This window comes from Actinoplanes sp. DH11 (assembly GCF_020873875.1).
In the GTDB taxonomy this organism is placed as follows: domain Bacteria; phylum Actinomycetota; class Actinomycetes; order Mycobacteriales; family Micromonosporaceae; genus Actinoplanes.
In genome coordinates this window covers 66,629-87,982 of record NZ_JAHWGU010000017.1, presented here as the reverse complement: position 1 = coordinate 87,982, position 21,354 = coordinate 66,629, and the positions used below count along the sequence as shown (strand labels likewise).

General features: G+C 71.0%; 26 protein-coding genes. 8 read left to right on the top strand and 18 right to left on the bottom strand.

Going from position 1 to position 21,354, the window contains the following annotated elements:
• The first annotated feature begins 34 nt into the window (after positions 1 to 34).
• Positions 35 to 1,510 carry an MFS transporter gene (locus LPA41_RS24210; RefSeq protein WP_229073157.1) on the top strand — a complete coding sequence of 492 codons (1,476 nt, stop codon included), beginning with the start codon at positions 35 to 37 and terminating at the stop codon, positions 1,508 to 1,510.
• On the opposite strand, the gene LPA41_RS24205 is transcribed toward LPA41_RS24210, so the two are convergent.
• From LPA41_RS24205 to LPA41_RS24175, 7 genes are all read right to left on the bottom strand, one after another.
• Complete coding sequence (locus tag LPA41_RS24205; protein WP_229073050.1) at positions 1,418 to 3,043, bottom strand: glycoside hydrolase family 13 protein; 1,626 nt, start codon at positions 3,041 to 3,043, stop codon at positions 1,418 to 1,420. The genes LPA41_RS24210 and LPA41_RS24205 overlap by 93 nt on opposite strands.
• 27 nt (positions 3,044 to 3,070) lie before the next feature.
• Positions 3,071 to 3,790: an HD domain-containing protein gene (locus LPA41_RS24200; protein WP_229073049.1), complete on the bottom strand. Its 720-nt coding sequence runs from the start codon at positions 3,788 to 3,790 to the stop codon at positions 3,071 to 3,073.
• Between the two features lie 42 nt (positions 3,791 to 3,832).
• Entirely contained in the window at positions 3,833 to 4,846 is a 1,014-nt protein-coding gene (locus LPA41_RS24195; RefSeq protein WP_229073048.1) for an MHYT domain-containing protein, read from the bottom strand.
• Positions 4,847 to 5,030: 184 nt separating this feature from the next.
• Positions 5,031 to 5,177: a GPGG-motif small membrane protein gene (locus LPA41_RS24190; protein WP_229073047.1), complete on the bottom strand. Its 147-nt coding sequence runs from the start codon at positions 5,175 to 5,177 to the stop codon at positions 5,031 to 5,033.
• A 54-nt stretch (positions 5,178 to 5,231) separates the two neighbouring features.
• On the bottom strand, positions 5,232 to 5,975 hold the full coding sequence (locus LPA41_RS24185) for a metallophosphoesterase (protein ID WP_229073046.1): 744 nt from the start codon (positions 5,973 to 5,975) through the stop codon (positions 5,232 to 5,234).
• Positions 5,972 to 6,220, bottom strand: coding sequence for a hypothetical protein (locus LPA41_RS24180; protein ID WP_229073045.1), 249 nt, complete (start codon positions 6,218 to 6,220; stop codon positions 5,972 to 5,974). Before LPA41_RS24180 ends, LPA41_RS24185 begins: the two co-directional genes overlap by 4 nt.
• Positions 6,221 to 6,267: 47 nt before the next feature.
• Entirely contained in the window at positions 6,268 to 6,840 is a 573-nt protein-coding gene (locus LPA41_RS24175; RefSeq protein ID WP_229073044.1) for a nucleotidyltransferase domain-containing protein, read from the bottom strand.
• A 143-nt stretch (positions 6,841 to 6,983) separates the two neighbouring features.
• Here LPA41_RS24175 and LPA41_RS24170 point away from each other — a divergent pair, with 143 nt between their 5' ends.
• Positions 6,984 to 7,676: a thymidylate kinase gene (locus tag LPA41_RS24170; protein WP_229073043.1), complete on the top strand. Its 693-nt coding sequence runs from the start codon at positions 6,984 to 6,986 to the stop codon at positions 7,674 to 7,676.
• On the opposite strand, the gene LPA41_RS24165 is transcribed toward LPA41_RS24170, so the two are convergent.
• Positions 7,661 to 8,350 carry an SDR family NAD(P)-dependent oxidoreductase gene (locus tag LPA41_RS24165; protein ID WP_229073042.1) on the bottom strand — a complete coding sequence of 230 codons (690 nt, stop codon included), beginning with the start codon at positions 8,348 to 8,350 and terminating at the stop codon, positions 7,661 to 7,663. The genes LPA41_RS24170 and LPA41_RS24165 overlap by 16 nt on opposite strands.
• Before the next feature lie 525 nt (positions 8,351 to 8,875).
• Here LPA41_RS24165 and LPA41_RS24160 point away from each other — a divergent pair.
• Complete coding sequence (locus LPA41_RS24160; RefSeq protein WP_185039886.1) at positions 8,876 to 9,877, top strand: RNA polymerase sigma factor RpoD/SigA; 1,002 nt, start codon at positions 8,876 to 8,878, stop codon at positions 9,875 to 9,877.
• Positions 9,878 to 9,949: 72 nt separating this feature from the next.
• Here the strand turns inward: LPA41_RS24160 and LPA41_RS24155 are convergent, their stop codons facing one another.
• The 3 genes from LPA41_RS24155 to LPA41_RS24145 all read right to left on the bottom strand — a co-directional run bounded on the left by LPA41_RS24155 (position 9,950) and on the right by LPA41_RS24145 (position 12,034).
• Positions 9,950 to 10,912, bottom strand: a complete 963-nt coding sequence (locus LPA41_RS24155) for an NlpC/P60 family protein (protein WP_229073041.1) — start codon at positions 10,910 to 10,912, stop codon at positions 9,950 to 9,952.
• A 334-nt stretch (positions 10,913 to 11,246) separates the two neighbouring features.
• Positions 11,247 to 11,570 carry a DUF3817 domain-containing protein gene (locus tag LPA41_RS24150; protein ID WP_229073156.1) on the bottom strand — a complete coding sequence of 108 codons (324 nt, stop codon included), beginning with the start codon at positions 11,568 to 11,570 and terminating at the stop codon, positions 11,247 to 11,249.
• Between the two features lie 23 nt (positions 11,571 to 11,593).
• Positions 11,594 to 12,034, bottom strand: coding sequence for a hypothetical protein (locus LPA41_RS24145; protein ID WP_229073040.1), 441 nt, complete (start codon positions 12,032 to 12,034; stop codon positions 11,594 to 11,596).
• Between the two features lie 88 nt (positions 12,035 to 12,122).
• On the opposite strand from LPA41_RS24145, the gene LPA41_RS24140 reads away from it, so the two are divergent.
• Complete coding sequence (locus tag LPA41_RS24140) at positions 12,123 to 12,374, top strand: DUF6158 family protein (RefSeq protein WP_229073039.1); 252 nt, start codon at positions 12,123 to 12,125, stop codon at positions 12,372 to 12,374.
• Between the two features lies 1 nt (position 12,375).
• On the top strand, positions 12,376 to 12,894 hold the full coding sequence (locus LPA41_RS24135) for a DUF1360 domain-containing protein (protein ID WP_229073038.1): 519 nt from the start codon (positions 12,376 to 12,378) through the stop codon (positions 12,892 to 12,894).
• 31 nt (positions 12,895 to 12,925) lie between these two features.
• Here the strand turns inward: LPA41_RS24135 and LPA41_RS24130 are convergent, their stop codons facing one another.
• Complete coding sequence (locus tag LPA41_RS24130) at positions 12,926 to 13,120, bottom strand: hypothetical protein (protein WP_374238203.1); 195 nt, start codon at positions 13,118 to 13,120, stop codon at positions 12,926 to 12,928.
• 377 nt (positions 13,121 to 13,497) lie between these two features.
• Between LPA41_RS24130 and LPA41_RS24125 the strand changes: the two genes are divergently transcribed.
• Positions 13,498 to 14,295, top strand: coding sequence for a GAF and ANTAR domain-containing protein (locus LPA41_RS24125; protein WP_229073037.1), 798 nt, complete (start codon positions 13,498 to 13,500; stop codon positions 14,293 to 14,295).
• Positions 14,296 to 14,327: 32 nt separating this feature from the next.
• On the opposite strand, the gene LPA41_RS24120 is transcribed toward LPA41_RS24125, so the two are convergent.
• The 5 genes from LPA41_RS24120 to LPA41_RS24100 form a co-directional block, all read right to left on the bottom strand.
• Positions 14,328 to 14,636, bottom strand: coding sequence for an antibiotic biosynthesis monooxygenase (locus tag LPA41_RS24120; protein ID WP_229073036.1), 309 nt, complete (start codon positions 14,634 to 14,636; stop codon positions 14,328 to 14,330).
• Positions 14,637 to 14,695: 59 nt separating this feature from the next.
• Positions 14,696 to 16,402: an MDR family MFS transporter gene (locus tag LPA41_RS24115; RefSeq protein ID WP_229073035.1), complete on the bottom strand. Its 1,707-nt coding sequence runs from the start codon at positions 16,400 to 16,402 to the stop codon at positions 14,696 to 14,698.
• Positions 16,399 to 16,869 (bottom strand): MarR family winged helix-turn-helix transcriptional regulator, encoded by a 471-nt coding sequence (locus tag LPA41_RS24110; RefSeq protein WP_229073034.1) that lies wholly within the window; start codon positions 16,867 to 16,869, stop codon positions 16,399 to 16,401. The genes LPA41_RS24115 and LPA41_RS24110 overlap by 4 nt, the downstream gene beginning before the upstream one ends.
• Before the next feature lie 67 nt (positions 16,870 to 16,936).
• The gene (locus LPA41_RS24105) at positions 16,937 to 17,533 is read right to left on the bottom strand and encodes a methyltransferase (protein ID WP_229073033.1); all 597 of its coding nucleotides are present in this window, start codon (positions 17,531 to 17,533) and stop codon (positions 16,937 to 16,939) included.
• A gap of 30 nt (positions 17,534 to 17,563) precedes the next feature.
• Positions 17,564 to 18,049 (bottom strand): hypothetical protein, encoded by a 486-nt coding sequence (locus tag LPA41_RS24100; RefSeq protein ID WP_229073032.1) that lies wholly within the window; start codon positions 18,047 to 18,049, stop codon positions 17,564 to 17,566.
• A gap of 226 nt (positions 18,050 to 18,275) precedes the next feature.
• On the opposite strand from LPA41_RS24100, the gene LPA41_RS24095 reads away from it, so the two are divergent.
• Positions 18,276 to 18,932, top strand: coding sequence for a response regulator transcription factor (locus LPA41_RS24095; protein WP_229073031.1), 657 nt, complete (start codon positions 18,276 to 18,278; stop codon positions 18,930 to 18,932).
• A gap of 318 nt (positions 18,933 to 19,250) precedes the next feature.
• Here the strand turns inward: LPA41_RS24095 and LPA41_RS24090 are convergent, their stop codons facing one another.
• Positions 19,251 to 19,532, bottom strand: a complete 282-nt coding sequence (locus LPA41_RS24090; protein ID WP_229073030.1) for a hypothetical protein — start codon at positions 19,530 to 19,532, stop codon at positions 19,251 to 19,253.
• 859 nt (positions 19,533 to 20,391) lie between these two features.
• Here LPA41_RS24090 and LPA41_RS24085 point away from each other — a divergent pair.
• Complete coding sequence (locus LPA41_RS24085) at positions 20,392 to 21,330, top strand: hypothetical protein (RefSeq protein ID WP_229073029.1); 939 nt, start codon at positions 20,392 to 20,394, stop codon at positions 21,328 to 21,330.
• The last annotated feature ends 24 nt before the right edge of the window (positions 21,331 to 21,354 follow it).

Here is a 21,354-nt window from a genome sequence, read left to right as displayed (position 1 = left end):
GGCGAGCGGCGGTACGGATAACCTCTACCGGGTGATGTCCAGGGGCGGGCCGGCGCACCGCGCCTACAGCGTGGTGGTCTTCGTGATCCTGGCCGCCCTGGACAACGTCGCCATCGGCATCGTGCCGCCGCTCTACGGCAGCATCGGCGCGGACCTGGCGGTCGGCGAGGGGCACATCGCGCTCGCGACCACGGTGATGTTCCTGATCAGTGCGGTGGCGGCGATCGGTTTCGCGTACGTCGGTGACCGCACCGACCGCAAGCCGGTGCTCGTGGCCGGGACCGCGATCTGGGTGCTCGGCACCGCCTGGTCCGGGCTCGCCACGAGCTACCCGTCCTTCCTGACCGCCCAGGTGGTCGCGGCCTTCGGGCTGGGCGGCGTGGCCTCGGTCAGTTTCGCCGTGGTCAGCGATCTGATCTCGCCACGCCGCCGGGGCCTGGTGATGAGTTTCTGGGGTCTGTCGCAGGGTGTCGGCACGCTCGCCGGCACCCTCGTCGGCGGCATCCTCGGCCACGAGGACTGGCGGCGGCCGTTCCTGGCGACCGCGGCGGCCGGCGTCGTCGCCACCCTCGCCTACCTGCTCACCTACAACGTGCCGCGCGGCGACAGCCAGCCGGAGCTGGACGGCGTCGAGTACGACGAGCGGATCCACCACGAGGACCTGCCGCTGATCCTGAAGCGGCGCACCAACATCTGGCTGATCCTGCAGGGCGGCACCGCGCAGATCGCCTTCGGCTCGCTGGTCTGGCTGCCGATCCTGTTCCGGGCCCGGGCCGAGGACCAGGGCTACTCGACGGGCACGGCGGTGCTGGTGGGCACCATCTTCGCCACCGTCTTCCAGGTCGGCGCGGCGCTGTCGATCCTCGGCGGGCTGGCGGGTGACCGGCTGCAACGGCGTACACCCCGGGGTCGTGCCCTGGTCGCGGCCGTCGGCGTGCTCGCCGCCGTGCCCTTCTACGTGGTGTTGTTCTTCGTCCCGATGAAGATCACCGTGCCGGACGGCGCCGGCACCGGCGCGGTGATCCGCGGCGTGCTGACCAACGTGGTGACCGAGCCGACCGTGGCCGCCAGCCTGGTCATCGCGATCTTCGCGCTGATGCTCACGTCGGCGAACTCGCCGAACTGGTTCGCGATGATCGCCGACGTGAACCCGCCGCAGCACCGCGGCACCGTCTACAGCCTCGGCAACCTGATCAACGGGGCCGGCCGGGCCGGTGGCAACGCGCTCGTCGGCGTCGCCTTCCGGGGCCTGGCCGGCGCCTTCCCGCCGCCGCTGAACTACGCGGTCGGGCTGGCCGCCTTCCAGCTGTTCTTCATCCCGACGGGGATCATGTACTGGCTGGCCAGCAGGACGGTGGCCAAGGACATGTCCGAGACGCACGCCGCCCTGCTGGCCGTCGCCGCCGAGCAGGAGAGCTCAGCGGACGGCCCAGACGGTGACGTCGGTGGGGACCCGGCCGTCGTCGTCCAGGGGCTCGCTGCTGAGCAGGACCCGGGCGCCGTCCGGTAACGCGACCGGCTCGGTGCCGAAGTTGGTCAGCACCAGCAGGCCGCCGTTGCGGAAGGCGAGCACCTGACCGGCCGGCTCCGACCAGCTCAGCGTCCCGGAACCGAGGCCGTGCTCGCGCCGGGCCGCCAGCGCCGAGCGGTAGAGCTCGTAGGTGGAGCCGGGCACGTCGACCTGCCGGTCCAGCGCGTACTCGGCCCAGACCGCCGGCTGCGGCAGCCAGCTCGCGTCGGCGGGGCCGAACCCGTACGACGGGGTGTCGGCCTCCCACGGGATCGGCACCCGGCAGCCGTCCCGCCCCTTCTCGGCGTGCCCGGACCGCTCCCAGGCGGGGTCCTGCCGGTACTCGTCGGCGAGCGTGGTGTGCTCCGGCAGGCCGAGCTCCTCGCCCTGGTAGAGGTAGGCCGAGCCGGGCAGGCCCAGCATCAGCAGCGTGGCGGCCCGGGCCCGGCGCAGACCGAGCGCGGTGTCCGGCTGCGGGTCGTCGGCGCCGATGCCCGGCTTGCGCGGCTCGCCGACGTCGAAGCCGAGCCGGGACGCGTGCCGCACCACGTCGTGGTTGGAGAGCACCCAGGTGGTGGTCGCGCCGACCGTGGCGTTCGCGGCCAGCGAGGAGTCGATCACGGCGCGCAGCTCGGCCGGCTTCCATGGCGCCTCGAGGTAGGGGAAGTTGAACGCCTGGTGCATCTCGTCGGGACGCACGTAGCGGGCGAGCCGCTCCTCGGGCTGCACCCAGGCCTCGGCGACCAGGATCCGGCCGCCCGGGTACTCGTCGAGGACGGCGCGCCACTGCCGGTAGATCTCGTGCACGCCCTCCTGGTCCCACATCGGCGGCGGCGGGCCGGCCGGCTCGAGGCCGCCCAGCACGGTGGCCGGGCTGGTCCAGTCGGTCAGCTCGGCGTCCTTGATCAGGCCGTGCGCGACGTCCACCCGGAAGCCGTCGACGCCGCGGTCCAGCCAGAACCGCAGGATGTCGAGGAACTCGGCGCGGACCTCGGGGTGATCCCAGTTCAGGTCGGGCTGCGAGACGTCGAAGAGGTGCAGGTACCACTGGCCGTCGGGGAGCCGCTCCCACGCCGAACCGCCGAAGACGCTCTGCCACGAGTTGGGCGGCTGCGAGCCGTCCGGGCCGGTGCCGTCGCGGAAGATGTAGCGTTCCCGCTCCGGGCTGCCGGGGGCGGCGCGCAGGGCGGCCTGGAACCACACGTGGTCGCTGGAGGTGTGGTTCGGCACCAGATCCACGATGATCTTGAGGTCGAGCTCGTGTGCGGTGGTGATCAGCTTGTCGGCGTCGCCGAGCGAACCGAACCGCGGGTCGACGCCGCGGTAGTCGGCGACGTCGTACCCGGCGTCGTGCTGCGGGCTCGGATAGAACGGCGACAGCCACACGGCGTCGACACCGAGCCGGCGGAGCTGCGGCAGGCGCGCGGTGATCCCGGGCAGGTCGCCCATGCCGTCACCGTTCGAGTCGGCGAACGAACGCGGGTAGATCTGGTAGATGACGGCGTCACGCCACCAGGCTTCTGTGGAGGGCATGGGCCCAAGGTTATGCGGCGGCCCCGCTCAGACGTCCAGAATGGCGGCGAATCGCTCCTCGGCCAGATCCAGCTGGTCAAGGATGTGCTCCTTGGCCTGCGTGGAGAGCGGCGTGTCCGGCCGGCCGACGAGTTCCCGCAGCGTGGGGACGAGCGGACGGTATTTCGTGGCGGCCCGGAACGCCTTGTCCATCGTCGTGTGGATCACCCCGACGCCGTTGTCGGTGAAGTCCGAGATCTTGATCACCCGGGCCCACGGATCGTTCTCCAGGTTCTCCGCGACGTGCTCCCGGTACTGCTCGTGGCGGTCACGGTCCGGGTCGTACTCGGGGTTGGTGACCGCACTGACCAACTCGGCCACCCGCGGGTTGAACCGGCGGGCCAGCTCGGCGAGGGCGGCCTCGGTGGCCTGCGGGTACGGCGTGCCCGGCGGTACGCCACCCAACTCGTCCGGATGGTCCTCGACGGCGTCGTGCAGCAGCGCCGCGACCAGCACGTCGATGTCCCGGACCCCGTAGTACTTGATGATCCGGATGGCGACCCGCAGCAGGTGGTTCAGGTAGGGCTCGCGGACCCGCCGATCGTGCGCGTGCAGGGCGGAGGCGAGGTCCAGCGCCTCGAGGAGCTGCTCGCGGCCGGCGTCCGGGAACGACTCGAGTTCGAGCGCGAACCGGTCACGCAGTCCCGCTTCGCCGTACACCTCCGTGATCGCGTGCAGGGGCATGGAGAGCAGCATCCGTGGTGCCATGCCGATCACATATACCGGATGACGGCACGCAGTGGGTCACGCTCAGCTACCGGATGTTGCGGGAGGCGCGGCGGGGGTGGCCGCCGGAGCCGCCGGGACCGGCCGCGGCGAGGGGCGCGGGGCGGGGGAGGGCCGGTTGCCGGCGGCCGGTCGGCCGGTGTCGCCCGTGGCGGGCCGGCCGGTGTTGCCCGTGGCGGCCCGGCCGGACACGACAGCTCGCGCGGCGGGGGACAGACGGACCCCGCCCGTCGTCGGGCTCTTGAGCGACCAGGGCTGCGGCTCCTCCGCGTGCACCCCGCGCTTCGGGGTGCCGGCGCCGTCGGTGAACTCCTCCTCGGTCATCGCCTGCAGGGCGCTGAGCGCCACACCGATGATGGTGGCCGCGGTGATCACGGTGATCGGCACCAGCATGGTCAGCGGGCGGATGCCGCCGGGTGCGGTGCCGGCCGGGTCGAGTTCGATCGACATGGCTGCCATCCCGGTGTAGTGCATGCCGCAGACGGCGACGGCCATCACCGCCGCCGCACCGGTCACCCGGGCCCAGCCGCGGACCGACACCGCGAACCAGAGCGCCACGGTGCTGGCCGCGATCGCGATCGCCGCGGACGCGACGACCAGGGCGGGTGAGTAGTGGATGGTGGCCGCGATGCGCATGCCCTCCATGCCGGTGTAGTGCATGGCGATCACGCCACCGCCGGTCAGCGTCCCGGCGACGAGAATCCGGCCGGTGCTGCGCTTGCCGTGCCCGACCACCATCAGCCCGATCCCGACGGTCACCACCGAGAAGACGAGGCTGAGCAGGGTGAGTGCGAGGTCGTACCGGACCGGGCTGTCCGGGACCTCGAAGCCGAGCATCGCGGAGAAGTGCATCAGCCAGATGCCGCCGCCGCCGATCGCGAAGGCCGCGATCGCCAGCCACCGGTTGCGCCGGCCTCGGCTGTGCGCGTCGCGCGCCCGGCCGGTGCAGAGCAGGCCGAGGAACGACCCGAGGAACGCCAGCAGGTACGCGGCTATCGGGTTGAACGCGCCATAGGTGAAGTGATGCACGTGGGTCACTGGGTTACCTCGCGGGGAGTCGGCGATCGTCCGCGGGGGATTCAGTCAGAAATCAGCGACCGTGCATCGCACCTGTGGTGCGTCGGTAGACCGAAAGAGAACCGGGACCACCGTCACCCAGTCCGAGTCGGACGGAGCGGCGGCGACCCCGGTTCGCCGTGCGGGCCGTGGTCACACCACGGCGTCATACATTGAAGATGCTGACACCGCCCGGACCCACGAGAAGACCGACAATGATCAGGACGACGCCCCAGAGGACCTGCCGCCGGAACAGCGCGAGGATGCCGGCGACCACGAGAATAACGGCGAGAATCCAAAGCAGAAGAGCCATGCCCCACCGATACCCGAACCCCGAAAATCGAAAACCTGTGATCCGTCAGTCAGCTCAGGCGTTCACCAGTTCGGTGTCCACCGAGTCGGAGAGCAGCTGATACACGTTGTACGCCTGCTTGATCACCGGGTGGGCGACGTTGCGAACCGGCACACCACCGGGCGTGCGGCCGCGTTCGGAGCCGTGGTGCGCGTGCCCGTGCAGGGCCAGCGCGGTCGGCGCCGAGTCGATCGCCTGGCCGAGCTGATAGCACCCGAGGAACGGGTAGATCTCGAGCGGCTCGCCGACGAGCGTCTCCGGCACCGGCGCGTAATGGGTGAGCGCCACCAGCGCGTCACACCGCACCGACCGCAGCGCCTCGCCGAGCCGCTGCGCGATGTCCTCGGTGGTCCCGACGAAGTTCTTCATCTCGCGCTCACCGAAGTTGCTCGCGCAGGCTCCGGCGAACCCACCACCGAACCCCTTGCTGCCGGCGATGCCCAGCCGGTGCCCGTTGATCTCGAGGACGGTCGACGAGCACTCCAGCACCGTGATGCCCGCATCGGTGAGCACCGCGCTGACGTCGTCCTGCAGATCGCTCTGATGGTCGTGGTTGCCGAGCACCACGACGACCGGCACCTCGAGCCCGCCGAACTCGGTGGCGAAGCAGCGTGCCTCCTCGACGGTGCCGTGCCGGGTGAGGTCACCCGCGATCAGCAGCGCGTCGGCCCGGTCAGGGAGCTGCTCGAGGGCCGGCCGGTAACGGCCCACCACGTCCTTGTCGACGTGGACGTCTCCCACGGCGGCGATCCGGATCATGAAATCTCCTCCACCTCGCTGGGCGCCTGCGCCCGGGTGATGCCGATGTCACAGGTGATCTCGATGTCGGGGAAGCGCTCGGTGATCTGCCGGCAGATCTCGTCGCGGCGCTGTGCGCTCTCCACCTCCCCGCCGAGTACCACCTGGTGTTCCCGGCGCTGCACGGTGATCCCCTGCTCGGAAATCCGGTCGTGCTCGGTGAGCAACCGCTGGATCTCGGCTTCCAGGTCGATCTGGTTGGTCATCTCATCCCCCTACCTTCAGCTCGGCGTCCGGGACCGGTGCCGCGTCGTCAGACCGATGCGGTGTCCGGGACCGACGCCACGTCCAGCCGGTCGAGGAGCACGAAGAACGCGTCCGCGTACGGCGACTTGGCGGTCTCCCGGCGAACCCGGTCCCAGTCGATCTGTTCCCGCAGCGAGCGCGCCACCGGCAGCCCGGTCGCGAAGTCGCAGTAGTGCTGGCTGTAGCTGAGCAGCTTGTGGATCATCAGCTGGGACGCGGAGAGGACCGGCATGTAGATCGCCTCGACCGAGATCTGATCGGTGTCCTGAAGCGTCTCGTCGGTGACCGGCGACTCCACCGGCCGGTAGATCAGGTCCGCCATCCGGCCCTCGTCGTACACCTTGACGAGCCAGTCCTCGGGCGGCTGCTCGGTCTCGAAACCGACCGCCGACAGCTCGGACAGCGCTCGGTCCTTGTCCTGCTCGCGGAGCAGGAAGTCCACGTCATGATCGCTCGAGTAGCCTCCTCGGGCGTACACGGCGAAGCTTCCACCCAGCGCGAAGGGGATGTCCGCCGCTTTCAGCGTGGACGCAACGCGCTTCAAGGTGACGGCCAATCCCTCGTCCACACGGTGTGGCATGGCGACCCTCCTGGTACCCGTGTCCGGTCCGTGAACGACTACCCGGAGTCGCCCCACCTTGAACCCTCGTGCCCATTCTCGCCCGGCCGGGCAGCCCCATGGTGCGGAACGGAACGTGCAGGCGAGAGCTACTGTCAGTTGGTATGGCTCTCCCCGCGCAGTCCCCGGGCGTTCATGCCGGCGTCCGGACCATCGCCCTGGTGGGCATCGACGGCTCCGGCAAGACGACCCAGGCCCACCTCCTCGCCGCTGACCTCGCCACGGCCGGCCTCCCGGCGGTCTACCGGCGTAACGCCGGCGGCCGGCACTGGGTCGGCCGGGTGGCCGGGCACTTCGGCCGCGCGGACGCCGACGAGCTCATCGGCCGGCGCGGGATGCTGGCCGTCGAATCGGTCCTGCGGTGGCTCGCCATCCTCCGCACGGTGGTGCGCCGCAGGTTCTCCACGGAACTCACCGTGATGGACCGGTACGCGGTCTGCCAGTACGCGAGCCTGCGCGCCAGGGGTGCCCGCCCGGCCGCCGAGCGCCGGGCCCGCCTGGCGTACCGGCTGTTCCCGGCGCCCGACGTGACGTTCCTGCTCGCCGTCGACCCGGAGATCGCCCAGCAGCGGATCGACCGGCGCGGCTACGACCACGAGACGCTCGACTACCTGCGGGCGGCCGACGCGGCGTACCGTTCGCTGCCCGAGTTCCCGTCCTTCGTGGTGATCGACGCGAACGGCACACCGGCCGAGGTGGCCGCCGCCCTGCAGGCGGAGCTGAAGCCGCTGCTGGAGGTCCGGCCGGCGCGGGTGCCCGCACCGCGCCGTCCCCCGGCGGCTCAGGCGGTGCCGTAGACCGGGATCCGGGCACCGCTGGTCGGTGCGGAGGAGTCCGAGGCCAGGAAGAGGATCACCTCGGCGATCGCCTCGGGCGTGACCCAGCGGCTGTGGTCGGCGCCCGGCTGGGCCGCCCGGTTCGCCGGGGTGTCGATGACGCTGGGCAGCACCGTGTTGCAGCGCACCCGCTGCGCGCGGTACTCCACGGCGACCGTCTCGGCGAAGGCGAGCACCGCGGCCTTGGCGGCGACGTAACCGGCCGCGCCCGGGAAGGGCGCCACGGCCGCCTTGGACGACACGCAGACGACCGCGCCACCGCCGGCGGCCACCAGGTGCGGCAGGGCCGCGGCGGTGGTCAGGTACGTCGGCCGCAGGTTGGCCGCGAACATCGCCTCGAACCGCTCGACCGGGGTGTCCGCGATCAGCCCGCCGCCGTCGTAGCCGCCGACCAGGTTGACCACCGCGGCGAGCGGGGCGCGCCCGTCGTCCGCCGCCGTCCGGGCCACCGCGGCCACCTGGTCCGGGTCGGTGAGGTCGGCCTCCACCGCGACCACACCCGCCGGCAGCCGGTCGGTGCTGCCGGGCCGCGCCGGCGCCACCACCCGCCAGCCTGCCGCGCGGAACGCCGCGATCGTCGCGCCGCCCAGTCCGCCCGTGCCGCCCGTCACCAGAGCCGTCCGCATGTCCGTCATGCCGGGAAGCCTGTCACACGGCCGTGTCTGTGCTCTTGGTCACTTCCACGGCCCGCCCGGCCGTCACCTGGGAATGTTCCTCGTTGGCCCGTTGTCACCCATGTGGGCGAGTGAACTGCGACGCGGCGTGGCGCATTGTGACCGGTGGTCCGTTCCTCCCGAGCACGGGAGCTTTTCCGGTGGCGTTTGTTTCAGACCTGTCCACGGCCGGCCGATGCTGCACATGAACCACGCGAGGGCGATTCCCGTACTCGTGGGTGACGAGCATCGCGTAGCCCGAGGTGATGCCCGTCGCTGTGATCGATGAGAGGCCAGTGGTGTTATGAGGCGCGCGACGGGTATCCGGCTGTCAACACGAACAGTCGTCGGTGATCGCACTCAGCTACCCCGCACTGGGCTCTCAGGTGACACCCAGGCGTTCGTGACACTTTCGATCCACCAGCCGGAATCACTGCAGGCTGCAATTTGTTGTGTAGATGTCAGCAACCGCAATGCACGAGCTGCGGACGTTACGGGAGAGGGCTGATGGACGCAGGTAATGCCCGTAACAGGGTTAGTGACGGCAATGAGGGGACCGTGGGCAACGTGGAGAAGAACACCGTGATGCGTACCGATCAGGTCGCCGAGGAGCGCGACCTCGTCGGAGTCTACCTGCACGAGATCTCCCGGACGCCGTTGTTGGACGCCGCACGCGAGGTTGAGCTCTCCAAGTCGATCGAGGCGGGACTCTACGCCGAGCACCTGCTCGAGCAGGGCGAGGAGCGGCGCGGTGTCAGCCGGGAGGAGCTGGAGCGGCTCGTCACCGAGGGGCAGCGCGCCAAGGACCTGTTCATCCGGGCGAACCTTCGCCTGGTCGTCTCGATCGCACGCCGCTACGTCCGCTCCGGCATGCCGATGCTCGACCTGATCCAGGAAGGCAACACCGGCCTGGTCCGCGCCGTCGAGAAGTTCGACTACGAGCGCGGTTACAAGTTCTCCACCTACGCCACCTGGTGGGTGCGCCAGGCGATCAGCCGGGCCATCGCCCAGCAGGAGCGCACCGTGCGTCTCCCCGTCCACCTGGTCGAAGACGTCAACCGGATGCGTAACGTCACCCGCCAGCTCGTCCGTGAGCTGGGCGGCGACCCCGAGCCCGAGCAGGTCGCGGCGGCGCTCGGCGTGACCGTCGAGCGTGTCAACGAGCTCACCCGCTGGGCTCAGGACACCGTCTCCCTCGACACCCCCGTCGGCGACGACGGCGACACCAACCTCGGTGACCTGGTCGCCGACAGCGACGCTCCCTCCCCCGAGGAGATCGTGCTGAGCGCGCTGGAGCGGCAGCGCATCGAGGGCCTGCTCAACCACCTGGACGACCGGTCCGCGGGCATCATGCGGGCGCGGTACGGGCTGGAGGACGGCCGGGAGCACTCGCTGACCGAGGTGGCCTCGCGCTTCTCGCTCAGCCGCGAGCGGATCCGCCAGCTGGAGATCCAGGCGCTCGGCCGGCTGCGGGAGCTGGCCCGGGCCGAGGGCCTGCAGGCGGCCTGACAGTAACGTTGCGACAACGAGAAGGCCGGTGCCCCCCGCGTGGGGGCACCGGCCTTCTCGGCATGCTGGGAGTTACCTGATGCGGCCGTAGCCGTTCGGCGTCATGATGCCCATCGAGCGCTTCAGCACGTTGCGGCCGGCCGACGGGGCGTCAATGATCTGACCACCGCCGATATAGATCGCGACGTGCGCGTTCGAGCGGTAGAAGATCAGGTCGCCGGGCTTCAGATCGGACTTGCTGATCCGGGCCGTGGCGCTGTACTGAGCGGCCGCGTTGTGTGGCAGCGACTTGCCTGCCGCCGCCCACGCCGCCGAGGTGAGGCCGGAGCAGTCGTACGAGCTCGGGCCGGCGTCGCCGAAGCCGTACGGCTTGCCGATGGCGTTGAACGCGTAGGTGACCGCCTTGCCCGCGGAACCGGGGATGGACGGGATGGAGCCGCTGTAGGACTTGCCGGGCTCGGTCGGGCTGCCGTATGCGGCCTCGCGCATGTCGTACAGCTTGTCGAGGTCCTTCTCGATGCCCTTCTTGCGGTTGGCCAGCTCCTTGACCTGGGCCGTCTGCTTGGCCTGTGTGGTCTTGAGAGCCGCCTTGCGCTCCGCGTACGTCTGAGTGGTCTGCGTGTACGCGTCGATGTCCTGCTGGTTCTCCTGAGCGATCTGCTCGAGGAACGTCATGCGCTCCAGCAGATTGCTCTGCTCGCCGGAGACCAGGACGGTCATGCCGCCGGTCCGGCCCTGCATGTAGGTGGTGGTGGCGATCGTCTTCACCTTGGCGGTGGCCGCGGCGAGGGCGATCTCGGTCGGCTTGAGCGACTGCTCGAGCTTCTTCGTCTCGGCCTTGGTCTCCTTGAGGTCGAGCCGCATCTTGTTGTACGACTCGGTGACGTCCTCGAGCTTCTCCTCGGCCGTCTTGATCTTCTTCTTGATCTCGCTCGCGGACGGAGCCGCATGCACGGCGTTGGCTCCCGACAGGGTGATCGCGAACGCGGTCAGCGCGACCGCGAGCGCCCGGAGCCGGGTACGGGGGTGTGGCACTGGTCGAAGGGCCTTTCTTCCGCTGCGCCGCCTACCGGGTCACAGGTTGACGGACGTGGGCGGGAAGAAGGCCCAGTCGTCCCCGGTGCGGGTCGCGACGGTCGGCGCCGTTGGGGAAGGCACCGGATCGCCGCGGTTGATTCGGCGGCGTTGGCCGGCGCCACCCGAGGGTTTGTGGCTGCGGACCGGACCAACCGCATCAACTTATCGAGGCAAGAAAAGAAATCAAGGCCTACGCGCGTGATTTATGCCAATAGCCAGGCTTGCGCGGTAAATCCTGATAACGGGCTGTTATTTGATCACAGCTAAGCGTTAATTCCGCGCGCCAATCGGACTATTTGCTCAACGCCGGTTCGGGCGCCGCACTCGGCACCCAGTTCTTGGTCACCTTGCGCTCGGCCCAGAACGAGAGGAACGGAATGGTGCCGGAGAGCATGACGAGCACCATTCGGCTGAACGGCCAGTGCACCCGGCGCGCCAGGTCGAACGTCGCCACCAGGTAGACCATGTAGAGGAACCCGTGGAAGGGCCCGACGGTCTCCACCACGACCGGGTTGTCGCCCAGGTACTTCAGCGGCATGCCGATCACGACCAGGAGGATGAGGACCACGCCGACGATCCACGCGATGGTCCGGTATCGGGTCAGGGCTCCCTGCACGGCCTGTGTCTCCTTGTTCGCTGTCACTGCGGCTCGGCCGGGACCCGGCCGGGATAGTCGGCGGGCCGGGCACCCGGGTGGGCGGCCAGCCAGGCCAGATAGTCGTTGTAGGCCTCGAGCTCCGGGTCGTTGCCGGTGGCCTCGCCGTGCGCCGGCCGGGAGGTGACCCGCACCGGGCGGCCGAACGTGACCGGGGCACCCGGCGCGCGCGGCGCCCGGTCGGCTCGCGCCGGCTCCGCCGGCGGCTCGCCGGTGGCCTTGCGCCGGAACAGCTGGATCTCGCGCAGCCAGATGAAGACCACGAACCCGCCGAACACCGGCCACTGGAACATGTAGCCGTAGCTGATCGAGTTGCCGTCGGCCGCGCGACTGAACTGCCACCAGCCGAGGCCGAGGCAGCCCACGGTCAGGACCAGCGCGAGCAGATGACGGGCGACCCAAGCCGGCGACCACAGCCCTTTCATGTCCTGAAGCGTACCGGCGCGGGTTTGGCGTGCGCCGGGTCGGGCAACCGTGCTGGACGAGTTGACCCGAAAGGGCGGAGGTACGCGCATGAGTGACGCACGATTCGAAGAGGGGGCGGCGGTGGTGTTCGACACCGGTATCGACCCCGCCGGTCTGGCCGACGAGGATCTCTTCCGAGAGCTCGGCAGCCTTTACCGCACCCGGTTGCAGACCCTGCGGCACGGACCCGACGCCGCGCTGGAGAACCACTTCAAGCGGACGGCCGAACTGGAGACCGAATACATGGCCCGCTACCCGGGGCGTGAGGTCGACCCGGCCCGTCTCACCCAGGACTTCTGAGATGACGTTGCCCCGACCCCGGCTGGACCGGATCGCACAGGCCTACGCCCCGCACGACCACCGGCCGCTGGACGGCTACCTGCTGGCGATGGGCGCGTTCGGCGCGCTGTCGGCCAGCCTGGTGGCGGCCACCCGGCTGACCGGCCGTCCGGTGCCGGAGCGGCCGTCTCTCGGCGACGTGGCGCTGATCTCCATCGCCACGCACAAGCTCAGCCGGCTGATCGCCAAGGACGCGGTCACCAGTCCGTTGCGCGCGCCCTTCACCCGGTACGCCGAGCCGGCCGGCGCCGCGGAGCTCAACGAGGAGGTCCGGGACGAGGGCAGCACCGTCCGGCACGGCATCGGTGAACTGATCACCTGCCCGTTCTGCCTGGCCGTCTGGGTGGCGACCGGGCTGACCGGCGGCCTGGTGCTGGCGCCCCGGTTCACCCGGCTCGCGGCGACCGTGCTGACGGCCACCGCGGTCTCCGACTTCCTGCAGATGGCGTACACAATGGCGAAGGAGAAGGCCGAGGGCTGAGGCGCCACGCCGAGGGCCTGGGCGCCGGGCGCTACAGCGTGCGCAGGGCCTCGGCGGCCTCGTCCTGGGCGTACTCGCCGTCGGGCAGGGCGTCGATCCGGGTCATCGCCTCCGCGGGCAGGTCCGCAGCGATCGCCCGGCGCTGGAGGTCGCCACTGGACAGGCGCTCCTGAGCGTCGTAGGCGCCGTCCAGGAATTCGGTCAGTTCACGCATGTCATCGGTCACCAGGCGGGTCTACCCCGGGCCGCTCCGGACAAACCCCGGAAGAGTGATACAGGTCACAATCACTGCAGGAATCCTGCGGGGCGGCCGACAGTTGTGAACGAGTGCTGGTGTGTCAAGTGTCCCCGGGCCTCACCCTTTGCCTTCACGGAATACCGTTCGGCTGGAGCCGTGTTGAGCCACTCGCCGCGAGGCGACCTGCACACCAGTGTTCGTTGCGCCGCCCCCCGGGAAACCGGGGGGCGGCGCGCTTTTCCCGACTTTCCGTCCCCTTACCGGCTTCTCGGTTGGTTCGGACGAGAAGGTTTATCCGGACAGGAAGCCCCTAACGGGGCACCTTGCCGCCCACGCAGCCGGATCGACGTGGCAGGATCCCTGGCGTGTCCGTACCGCAACGACGCGTCCCGGCCGCCTCCAGCGGCAGCCGTTCGCTCCGCCGTAGCCTGAGTTCCCGCCGGTCCCGGCGACCCGCGTCCGCCCTGCCCAGCACCACCGCCGGCGGGCCGCACCCGGTCGAACTGGCCGGGCTCCTGCACGAGCTGACGGTCCGGCTCCTCACGGCGGACACCATGCCGCGCGCCTTGGACCGCCTCACCGCCTTCGCGGCGAGCTCCCTGCCGGGCGCGGTGCGCTGCTCGGTCGCGCTGATCGGCGAGGGCGGCCCGCTCACCGAGGCCACGACCGGCACGGCGGGGGAGGCCTTCGAGCAGCAGATGTACGCCCAGAGCAGCGGCCCCGGGCTCGACGCGGCCCGCACCCGCTCCCTGGTCACCGCCGGCGACCTGGTGACCGACGAGCGGTGGCCGCAGTTGCGCGACGCCGCGGCCACCTCCGGGGTCCGGGCGGTGGCCGCCGTCCCGCTGGACGTGCGGCGCACCGCGGTCGGTGCCCTCAGCGTCTACCTGCAGGAGCCCGGCGACCCGGGCCCCGACGTGCTGGTCACCGCGATGGCCCTGGCCGGGCAGGCAGAGGTGCTCCTCGGCGAGCTGGGCCGGCGTGCGGCCCTGACCGAGGGCGCCGAGGTCGACCGCGCGGTCGGCGTGATCATCGCCCAGCGCGGGTGCGGCGTGCAGGAGGCCTACGCGATCCTCCAGGAGAGCGCCCAGCGCCTCGGCATGGACCGCCGCCTCGTCGCCGAGCGCCTGGTGAACGCGGCCGCCCGCAAGTCACAGACGTAATCCGCCCGCCCGTCCGTCCTTACGGCGAACCGTCAGGCCGGCTTGCTCACCTGCTGGACCACCTCGAACTCGAGGAGGCTGGCACCGGAGGCCACCGGGCGGCTGCGCTCGCCGGCGTGTGCCTCCTTGGCGCTGCCGTTGGCCCAGGCCTGGAAGTCCTCCTCGGTCTCCCAGCGGGTGTAGACGAAGTACCGGTTGTCGCCGGCCACCGGGCGCAGCAGCTCGAACCCGAGGAAACCGGGGGAGTTCTCCACGGCACCGTGGCGGGCGGCGAACCGCTTCTCCAGCTCGGGGCCGGCGCCCTCGGGGACCTCGATTGCGTTGATCTTCACAACAGCCATGACGGTCACGCTACGCCGGGGTACGGGCGCGGTGCTCCGCCCGTACCCCCAGTTGCGGCTCAGCCGTCGGACGCTGCCTTGACCCCGCCCGGTCCCGGCTGTGGCCCGGTCCCCGGGCCGGGCACGCCGCCGCTCTGTTGTGCCTGCATCGCGTCCTCGGCGCGGGCCTGCTGTGCCGACCGTTGCGAGAGCGGCAGCTCCGGCAGGAAGAAGACCACCACCAGGCCGACGAGCATGACGCAGAGGGCGATCAGGTAGACCAGGTGGACGCTGTCCGCGAAGCCCACCTTGAACGGGTGCGCCACCACGTCGGCCAGCCCGCCGATGAACGACGTGTCGCTCAGCGCGTCCGCGCTGCGCGCCTGATCGAGCAGCGCCTGCTGGTCCGGCTCGGCGGCGGCCTGCTGGAACGCCGGATCCTTGGCAGCCTCCTGGTAGGCGTCCGAGATGTTGCCGGGCAGCACGTTGAAGAGCACCGAGAGGAAGACCGCGGTGCCCAGGGTGCCGCCCATCGAGCGGAAGAACGTCACCGCGCCGGTCGCCACGCCGATCTCCCGCGGCGACACCGCGTTCTGCACCGCGGTGATCATCGGCTGCATGTTGCTGCCCAGGCCGAGGCCCATCACGACCATCACCAGCATGGTCTGCCAGAGCGGGGTGTCCGCGCCGACCCGGGAGAACAGGAAGAGCGCGATCACCATGAGGAAGCTGCCGACGATCGGGAAGATCCGGTAGCGGCCGGTCCGGGAGATCAGCTGACCGGAGACGATCGAGCCGGTCATGATGCCGACCACGAACGGGATCATCTGGAGGCCGGCGGCCGTGGCGGTCGAGCCCTTCACGATCTGCAGGTAGAGCGGGACGGTCATCAGGCCGCCGAACATCGCCATGCCGAGGATCGTGCTGGACGCGGCGCCGACCGCGACCGTGCGGATGCCGAAGAGCCGCAGCGGCAGCAGCGCCTCGTCCTTGTAGGCCCGCTCGGCCAGCACGAAGCCGATGACGCCCAGCCCGCCGATCACGTAACAGGCGATCGACCCGCCGGACCCCCAGCCCCAGTCGCGGCCCTGCTCGGCCACGGTGAGCAGCGGGACCAGGCCGACGATCAGCATGAGCGCGCCGGGCCAGTCGATCCGGTGGTCGACCCGCTGGTGCGGCAGGTGCAGCACCCTCGCCACGACCGCCATCGCGGCGATGCCGATCGGCACGTTGATGAAGAACACCCAGCGCCAGCCGGCCAGCCAGAGCAGCTCGTCGGCGCCGGCGAAGAAGCCGCCCAGGATCGGGCCGAGGACGCTCGCGGTGCCGAAGACGGCGAGGAAGAAGCCCTGGTACTTCGCGCGCTCCCGGGGCGGCACGATGTCCCCGATGATCGCCAGCGCCAGCGACATGAGGCCGCCCGCGCCGATGCCCTGGATCGCCCGGAAGCCGGCCAGCTGCCACATGTCGGTGGAGAGGCCGCAGAGGAACGAGCCGATGATGAACACGGCGATGGCGAAGAGGAAGAACGGGCGCCGGCCGTAGATGTCGGACAACTTCCCGTACAGCGGCGTGGAGATCGTCGAGGTGATCAGGAACGCCGTGGTGGCCCATGCCTGCAGGTCGAACCCGTTCAGGTCGTCGGCGATGGTGCGCGTCGCGGTCGCCATGATCGTCTGATCGAGGGCGGCCAGGAACATGCCCATCATCAGCCCGCCGAGGATCGTCAGGATCTGGCGGTGGGTGAATTCCACCGGTGCGGCGGCCGGTGGGCTCGGATGGCTCACGGAGACTCCCGTGGGTGTGCGGTGGGCTCGAGCCGCAGGTGCGCCTCGAGCAGGTCGTTGAACTCCTCGAACAGTCCGGTGAACGCGGCGGCCCGGTCGTCGGGCCAGTCGCTCAGCGCCTGACCGAGCAGCGCCACCCGGGCCTGCCGCAGCCGTTCGCAGGCGGCCTCGCCGGCCTCGGTGACGGCGAGCCGGGACGCCCGGCCGTCCGCCGGGTCGGCCTCGCGCCGGGCCAGCCCGGCCTTGACGAGCTGGGCGACCTGGCGGCTGATCGTCGACGGGTCCGCCTGCTTGATCTCGGCCAGGTCGGTGACCCGCATCGGACCGTGTGCCACCAGCGGGGGCAGCAGCATCAGCGCGGAGGACTCGGCGCCGAGATCCCCGGTCCTGAGCATGCCCCGGAAGCGGGTGCTCATCCGGACGAATCGAACGATCTCATCGGCGAGCCGGGTGATGTCGTCGGTCAACGTTCCACCGCCGTTCGATCTCGGAGTTTGGTTGCAGCGTACAAGTGGTTGCTTGATGAACGCATCTTCATTTCATCCGCCACACGCCGGTGGTCAGGGACTCCGTCTCCTCCAGGACCCGCGGCACCGGCACGGCGTACTCGGTGACCAGCTCGAAGAGGCGCCCCGGGAAGAAGCCGCGGCCCGGATCGCCGACCAGCACCGTGGCGCCGGCCCGGCGTGCCGCGCGCAACGTCGCGGTCATCTGCGGCGCGACCGACGGACTGTAGAAGACGTCACCGGCCAGCACCAGCTCCGGATCGTCCACGTCGGTGACCAGGGAGAGGTCGTTGGCGGCGGCGTTGCGCCGGGCCGCCTCGGCGGCAGCCGGATCGATGTCGGTCGCGGCGACGGCGGCCGCACCGCACCGGGCCGCCGCGATCGCGGCCACACCCGAGCCGGTGGCGACGTCGAGGACCCGCTTGCCGGCGGCCTCGGCGGGATGGTCGAGCAGATAGCGGGCGAGGGCCTGGCCGCCGGCCCAGACGAACGCCCAGAACGGGGGTGGCTGATCGCTGTGGAACTCGCCGCCGGTCAGGTCGAAGAGGCCGCGGCCGTCGTCGACGAGATGGAGCCGGAGCTCCGGGGCGAGCGGGACGGGCAGAAGCCGGGTGGACAGTCGCACCCGGTGATTGTCTGCCCTCGGCGCTTCCCGTCAGCCCCGAACCGGCGCCGGACCCGCCATGATCAGTTTCGCCCGGTACTCCGCGCGGGCCTCGGCGGCCCACGGCGCGTTCTCGTCCTCCAGAAGCGGGCGGGAGGCCAGATAGGCGGCGGCGGTCAGCGGCCGGGCGGCGCGCTCCGCGGTACGGCCGGCGGCAGCCGCGATCAACTCGTCGAAGGTGGCCGTGTCGACCGGGACCCGATCCGGCACCAGCCGCAGCCGGCCGCGGCGGGACGTCACCACCGAGTCCCGGTCGCGGACCCCCGGCTCCAGGCTGTCCCGCAGCGCCGCCACGTCCGCCCGCACGGCATCGACCGGTCCACCCAGCAGACCCGCCAGCTCCACGAACGACCGGTCACCACGCAGCGCCAGCAGGGCGAGCAGGTGACGGGGACGCTCGCCACCGAAGTCGTCGCCGCCGAGACGGATGCCCCGGGTGCGTACCTCGAGACGGCCGAAAAGCTGGATGTCGAACATGATCAAAAACTGTGCGCCCTGGTCCGGGCTGCGGCAAGGCCCCAAAGCGAGGGGGAGACTCGGCCGAAAGACTGGTTATCGCGACCGCTCGGCGGCAACCGGGCGTCACGCGTACCGGGGGTGCCAGGCCCGGCGCGGCAAGGGCGGTCTGTTGGTAGGGCGGGCACCGGGTCGGGTAATCCTTAGACTGCGCGGAGCCTTGGGGCAGACAGAGGGAAGGTGACCTATGGACAACGGCGAGACGATACGGGTCCTCGTCGTCGACGGCCACCAGACCTTCGCCGAGCTGCTCGGGCACGCGCTGGCCGGGCAGCCCGACCTGCGGTGCGTGGGTCATGCGCGGACCGGTCAGGAGGCGCTGCGGCTCGCCGCCGAACTGACGCCCGACGTGATCCTGCTCGATCCGGAACTGTCCGATGCCGACGGCATCGCGATCGCCGAACTGATCCGGGTCCGCCAGCCGGACTCCCGTGTGGTGATCCTCACTGCCAGCGAAGAACAGGCATTGGTACGCCGCGCGACAGCGGCCGGGTTCGCCGGCTTCCTCTCCAAGAACGGCGCGCTCGGTGACGTGCTGAACGCGCTGCGCACCGCGCACGGCGGCGGCATGACCGTCTCCACCGACATCCTCGCCCGCCTGCTGCGCAGCACCTCACCCGCGAGCGTGCCCCGCGGCAGCGTGCTCACCGCCCGCGAGGACGAGGTGTTACAGCTGATGGCGGCCGGTCTGGACGCCCGCGCGGTGGCCCGGCGGCTGGGGATCAGCGTGCACACCTGCCGGGGCTACCAGAAGGCCGTGCTCGCGAAACTCGGCGCGCACAGCCAGCTCGAAGCAGTGGCGATCGCCACCCGGCGCGGCCTGGTCCGGCCCGACCAGCGGTGACCCCGGCGAGCTGACCCGGGGTAAACCGTCCCGTCACTCATCCGGGAAGCGATTCCGTGCGTACTCCTTTCGGGGGGCTCCAGCGCGCTCCGCCGCGCTCGCGCTCGACACGCTCTACCGCGCTCTACCGCCAGAGGCGCCGCAGGGAGGAATCGCAGTGGACCGTACCGCTGTCGGCACGTCGGAGCCGGCCGTGACCGACAACGCACTTCCGCAACGCCGGCCGGGGGCCACCATGCCGGTGAAGCAGGTCGGTGCGCCCGAGAAAGGCTGGTTCGGCGCGGGGGCGCCGGAATCCACGCCCGCCGACGACGACGCCTACCTCCCCAAGCCCTTCGTGCCGGCGTCATCGTCGTCATCCTCGGCCGCCGCGTTCTTCGGGGCGGCCTCCTCGCGCACCTCCGGCACGGGCTCCTCCGCCGCGGCTTCTTCCGCCGCGGCTTCTTCCGCCGTGGATTCCTCCTCCGCGGGCTTCTCTTCTGCGGGTTCCTCCTCCGCGCGTTCCTCCTCCGCGGGTTCAGTGCGTTCCTCCTCCGCGGGCTCTGCGGGTCCGGATTCGTCGTCCGGCTCCGGATTCTCGTCGCGGGCGGGTGGAAGCATCGGGCAGGGCAAAGCGGCTTTCGAGCAGACTTCCGCCCGGTCGGGCCGAGCGTCCTACGAGGAAACTTCCCCCCGGTCGGCTGGTGCGTCGTTCGAGCAGGCCGGTACGGCTTCCGCCCGCCCGGTCGGCGCGGTCTCGGGGCAGGGTGACGCGGCGTTCGGTGCGGCGCCGGCGTCGGCGTCGGATCTGTCGGCTCCGGGCCGCTCGGCTCCGGGCCGTTCGGCTTCGGGTCGTTCGGCTTCGGGTCGCTCGGCTTCGGAGGCGGCCGGCGCTGGGCGGTCCGCGCCGCAGTTCGGACCCGCCTCACCCGGTGGGCCGGGGCGGTCTTCCTTCGGTTTCGGCGACGGGCCCATCGGCGGCGCCCGGCGCACCGGCGGCACCGCGGCGGCGACCGGTGGCGCTCCGGCTGCCTTGGCCGGTGGCGCTTCGACGGCTTCGGCGGGTGGCGCTCCGGCAGCCTCGACGGGTGGTGCCCCGGCTGCCGCGACCGGTGGTACCTCGGCTGTTTCGGCCGGTGGCGCCCCCGGTGCCGCGCCGGTCGTGCGCAGGCGGGGGACGGACGCTTCGGGCGCTGGGAACCCGGCTTGGGGGACGGGACCGGACGGCTCCGCCTGGGCGTCGGGCTACGAGGACGGGAGGCGATCCGCAGGCGTTTCGGCGTCGGCCACCTCTGCGGCTTCCTCGGCTCCTTCGGTCCCAGCTCCTTCGGGCCCCGATTCTTCGGCCCTCCGGGCGCCCTCGGCCTCGCGGGCTTCCGCCACCTCTTCGGGTTTCCCGGCATATGGGGTGAATGCCGCGCGATCGAGTGACTCAGGTCTGTCGGCGAGCGCGCGGGGCGGGTTCGCGGGAGCGGCGGGGATGGAACCGCCGGTTGAGCACTGGGCCGCCGGGTCGTCGTGGGCGCCGCTCTCCTTTGAGAACGGCGGGCGGCCGGCGTCCTCGGTGGACGCGGCGGACAAGCCGGCGGGGCGGTCCGACTGGGACGAACTCGTGGTGTGGGGTGACGGCGGTGCGCAGGCCGCGACCGCACCGGCGGCGGCGCCGCGGCAGTCGAAGCTGGTGTCCATCGGGATGACGCTGCTCGGCATCGTCGCGCTGGCCGCGATCGTGGTGACCGGGATGGTGTACTACTCCGGGCCGGAGTCGAAGATCCCGGAGATGCTCCAGATCGGGGAGGGCGGCGGTGACCAGCGGGTGGTCAGCGCGCCGCTGGACGACCGGACCATCGCGTCGTTCGAGTTGCTGGCGGCTACCGACCGCGTACGCCTCAAGATCGCCGACCTTGGCCCGGATCTCTACCGGATCAGCGCCGCCGAAGATGCCGGGGTCTTCCCCAACCCGGAGGTGCGCGACGACGAGGTGCGCCTCGACGTGACCCGGGAGGGTGACAGCGCGGCCGGCGAGATCGAGGTGCTGCTCGCCGCGGAGGTGCGGTGGACGCTGCGGTTCTCCGGGTACGCGGCCGAGCGGATCGTGGACCTCAGCGCCGGCCGGGTCAGCCGGATCGAGATCGTCGGCGGCACCCGGCGGGCCGAGATGACCCTGGCCAAGGCGAACGGGACCGTGCCCATGCGGATCACCGGCGGCATGGAGGAACTGCTGCTGCGGGCGCCGGCGAGCAGTCCGGTGCGGGTCAAGGTGGGTGGCGGGGCCAGTACGGTGACGGCGGGTACGCGTACTCTCCGTGATGTTCCGCCCGGCTCCACGCTGACGCCCAAGGACTGGCAGAACGCCGACCGCTACGACGTCGACGCGGCGGCGCCGATCACGCTGCTGACCGTCGAGAACGCGCGATGACGCGAAGCGCCGCCCCTCGCCGAG